The 4,526-nt window shown below is 73.6% G+C and carries 2 protein-coding genes; both read right to left on the bottom strand.

The window, feature by feature from the left end:
• On the bottom strand, positions 1-838 hold an 838-nt coding region (locus ACFO60_RS40625; RefSeq protein WP_380852837.1), incomplete at its 3' end, for a beta-ketoacyl synthase N-terminal-like domain-containing protein.
• Positions 839-855: 17 nt separating this feature from the next.
• Positions 856-4,526: type I polyketide synthase (locus ACFO60_RS40630; protein WP_380852840.1), on the bottom strand; the 3,671-nt coding region annotated here is incomplete at its 5' end.

Consider the following 4,526-nt stretch of genomic DNA (forward strand, 5'->3'; position numbering starts at 1 on the left):
GATGCCCGTTACGCCGCGCATCCGACAACCGCTCCAGCAGAAGAACACCGACACCCTCCCCCCAACCCGTCCCATCCGCCGCGGCCGCGAACGACTTGCACCGGCCGTCCCCGGCGAGACCGCCCTGGGCGGCGAAGGCCGCGAACGGTCCGGGTGTCGCCATCACGGAAACCCCACCGGCCAGGGCCAGAGAGCTCTCGCCGTCGCGCAGGGACCGCACAGCCAGGTGCAGCGCCACCAGCGACGACGAGCACGCGGTGTCCACCGTCATCGCCGGGCCTTCCAGGCCGAGCGTGTAGGAGATCCGGCCGGCCAGCACGCTGCCGGACGCTGCGGTCGCCAGGTAGTCCACCCCGCCGGGCGCAGAGGCCAGCAAGGTCATGTACTCGTGCGCCGAGCCGCCGACGAACACGCCGGTCCGGCTGCCGCGAAGTGACCGGGGGTCGATGCGTGCTCTCTCGATCGCCTCCCAGGACGCCTCCAGCAGCAGCCGCTGCTGCGGGTCCACCAAGACGGCCTCGCGGGGCGAGATGCCGAAGAAGCCGGCGTCGAAGTCACCGGCGTCATGCATGAAACCACCGCACAGCTCGGGGTCACCGGCGGACAGGTCCCATCCCCGGCCGGTGGGCGGTCCGCTCATCGCCTCCCTGCCGGCGTGGACCAGCGACCACAGTTCCTCCGGGCTCCGCGCCACATCCGCGTACCGGCACGCCATCGCCACGATCGCGACCGGCTCGGTCGACGCGGCCGCGAGCCGCCTGTTCTCCTGCCGCAGCCGGTCGCTCGTGAGCAGCGCGGCACGCAGGGCGTCGACCATCTCCGCCGACGAACCGTCCATAGCAGACCCTGTCTCCGTCATAGCGTGCCCTTGGTGTCGGCGAGGGCGAGCCGAACGAGCGACGCCGCGTCCATCGCCTCGATCCGGTCCCGGTTCTCCGGCGGTGCGGGCGGCGGTGTTCCGGTCCCGTCGCCGGTCATGTCCAGCAGCGTGTCGAGCAGACCGACGGCGCGCAGGCGGGCGATCGGCAACGTCGCGAGAGCCTCGCGGATCCGCCTGTCGTCCTCGTCCGCCGGCTCGCCCGCCCCGGGGCCTCCGAAGAGCCCGTCGTACAGCCGGTCGGCCAGCATCTCCGGACTGGGGTGGTCGAAAACCAGGGTCACCGGTAGCCGCAGGCCGGTCACCGCGCTCAGCTGGTTCCGCAGCTCGACGGCGGTCAGCGAGTCGAACCCCATCTCCCGGAACGGCTTGTCGCCGTCCAGCTCGCCGAGCGACTCGTAGCCGAGCACGCCGCCCGCGTGTTCCCGGATCACGTCGAGCAGCACCTGCCGGCGTTCGGCATCGGACGCGCGGGCGAGCCGTTGCGCGAAGGTCGCCTCGGCGGCGGTCGCCCGGAGCCGAGGCCGGCGGACCAGGCCGCGCAGCAGCGGCGGGACATCACCGGACGCCGCTCTCGCCCGCAGCGCCTCATGGTCGAGCCGCATCGGCACCAGCACCGCGTCCTCGGCGCGGCACGCCGCGTCGAACAGCGCGAGCCCTTCCTCGGCCGACATCGGCGCGACGCCACGACGCGTGCCGCGGGCCAAGGCGGCCGCCTCGACCTGACCGGCCATACCGGCGCGTTCGGCCCACAGCCCCCACGCGAGCGAGCGGCCCGGCATTCCCTGTGCCCGGCGGTGCTGGGCCAACGCGTCGAGGAACGCGTTGGCGGCGGCGTAGTTGCCCTGACCGGCCCCGCCGAAGGTGCCCGCCACCGAGGAGAACAGTACGAAGGCGGACAGCCCCATGCCGGCCGTCAGCTCGTGCAGGATGACCGCGGCGTCGACCTTGGGACGCAGCACCGCCGCGACCTGCCCGGGGGTCAGCGAGGACAGCAGCCCGTCGTCGAACACCCCGGCCAGGTGGATCACAGCGGTCAGCGACCGGCTCGCCGGGACCTGTTCGAGCAGTTCGGACACCGCGACCCGGTCGGCGAGGTCGCATGCGGCGAGGGTCACATCGGTGCCGAGTTCGAGCAGTTCGGCCTGCAACCTGGTGGCGCCGGCCGCCTCCGCGCCGCTCCTGCTGACGAGCAACAGGTTCCTGGCGCCGTGCTCGCTGACCAGGTGACGCGCCAGCAGCGCGCCGAGACCTCCGGTGGCGCCGGTCACGAGCACCGTGCCCATCCGGTCGAACACCGGGGCGGGGTCGGTGGTGCCGCTCGTCGACGGCACCCTGGCCAGGCGCGGCACCAGCACACGCCCTGAGCGCACGGCGAGCTGTGGTTCACCGGATCCGACGGCGAGCCGCAGCAGGCGCGGCGACACCGCGTCCCCGGCCACGTCCAGCAGTGCGAATCGGCCCGGGTGTTCGGACTGCGCCGACCTCACCAGTCCCCAAACCGCGCCGCCTGCCGGGTCGGGCACCCGGTCGTCCGGTTCGACGGCCACCGCACCGCTGGTCACCACCACCAGCCGGGCGGCGGCGAAGCGCTCGTCGGCGGACCACGTCCGCGCGAGCGCCAACACCCGATCGACCGCGGCCCTGGCCCTCTCCGCCAGCCCCGCCGGCGCGCCCGCGCACGTGCCTGCCGCGAACACCACGTCCGGAACGGGCGAACCGGCGTCGATCGCCTCGGCCAGCGCCTCGATATCGGCGTACCTCGCTGTCTCACCGCCATCGGCGGCGGTCACCATCCGGTGCCACTCCGGCCGCGGTTCGCCGACGGTCACCCAGTACCCCGGCTCCGGCGCCGCGGTGGCCTCGACCGGGCGCCAGTCCACCCGGAACAGGGAGCCGTGGTGGGTGGCGGCGCCTGCCCGTACCTGTTCGGTCGAGACCGGCCGCAGGACCAGCGAGTCGACCTCGGCGACAGGGGCGCCGGTCCCGTCGGCCACCACCAGCCGGACTCTGCCGTCACCAGCGTCGGACAGTCGCACGCGCAGCGTCGTGGCGCCCGCCGCGTACACCCGGATTCCGGTGTAGGAGAACGGCCGGAGCGCGGTCACCGCGTCGCCGAGGAAGTCGCACAGGCCGATGGCGTGCAGCGCCGAGTCGAGCAACGCGGGGTGCACGGCGTACCGGTCGGCGTCGTCCTGCTGCGCCGAGGGCAGCTCGACCTCCGCGCACACCTCGCCGGCCCGCCGCCAGGCGGCGCGGACGCCCTGGAACGCGGGCCCGAACTCGACGCCCGCCTCAGCCATCCGCTCGTAGAGGTCCTGGACGTCGACCTCGGTGGCGCCGGCGGGAGGCCACGCGGACAGGTCACCCGTGCGTGGCGCACCGGGCCCGGACAACGATCCGGTCGCGTGCAGGATCCACGTCCCGTCCTCCGCCGCGTTCTCGACGCACGCATGCAGCCGCAGCTCCCGGACGCCGACCTCGTCCGGTTCCGCGACCGTCAGCTGCAGCAGGACCGCGTCCGTCGCCGGTATCACCAGCGGCGTCCGGAGGATCAGCTCGTCCACCTGGTCGCAGCCGAGCAGGTCGCCCGCCCACAGGGCCAGCTCGACCACGGCCGTGCCGGGCAGCACAGCGATGCCGGCGATCGTGTGGTCGGCCAGCCAGGGATGCGCGGCCGGCGACAACCTGCCGGTGAACACCGTTGTGCCCGATTCGGCCAGCCGCACGGCCGCGCTGAGCACCGGGTGGCGGGTCGAGGCGAGACCGGCCGAGGTGACATCGGCGGTCATGGTCCGGCCCGGGTCCAGCCAGTACCTGTCGCGCTGGAACGGGTAGGTCGGCAGACCGGCGGGCACGGCGTGGTCTTCGGGCAGCGCGGCGGCCCAGTGGGGATCGAGGCCCCGCACGCACGCCTCCGCCGCGCTCGCCAGGAACCGGTCGAGACCACCCTGGTCACGCCGGAGGGTGCCGAGCACCGCGGCGGTACTTCCCCGTGCCTCCAGCGTCTCCCGGAGACCGGTGGCGAGCACCGGGTGTGGACTGCATTCGACGAGGAAGCCGAAGCCGTCGGCGTCGAGGCGCTCCACCGTCTCGTGCAGCAGCACGGTGTGCCGCAGGTTCCGGTACCAGTAGTCGGCGTCCAGTTGCTCGCCGGACAGCACCGTCCCGGTCACCGTCGAGTACAACGGGATCCGCGCGCGCTGCGGGGAGATGCCGGCGACCGCCGCCAGCAGCTCGTCGCGGAGCGTCTCGATCTGTGCGGAGTGGGAGGCGTAGTCGACGGCGATCCGCCGAGCCTGGATGTCGTGTTCCGCGCAGTGTGCGAGCAGTTCCTCAAGGGCCTGGTCCTCGCCGGAGACGACGACGGACCGGGCGCCGTTCACGGCGGCGATCGACAGTCCCGGCGCCCAGCGGTCCACCAACACCCGCGCGTCGTCCGGTGTGCGCCCCAGCGAGACCATGCCGCCGGTGCCGGCCAACGCCCGCAAGGCACGGGACCGCAGCGCGACGACCGCGGCGGCGTCGCCGAGCGACAGCGCCCCCGCGACGCACGCCGCCGCGATCTCACCCTGCGAATGCCCCACCACCGCGGCAGGCTCGACCCCATACGAACGCCACAGCTCCGCCAGCGACACCATCACCGAGA

Origin of the sequence: Sphaerisporangium dianthi (assembly GCF_042654065.1) — a bacterium.
Lineage (GTDB): Bacteria > Actinomycetota > Actinomycetes > Streptosporangiales > Streptosporangiaceae > Sphaerisporangium > Sphaerisporangium dianthi.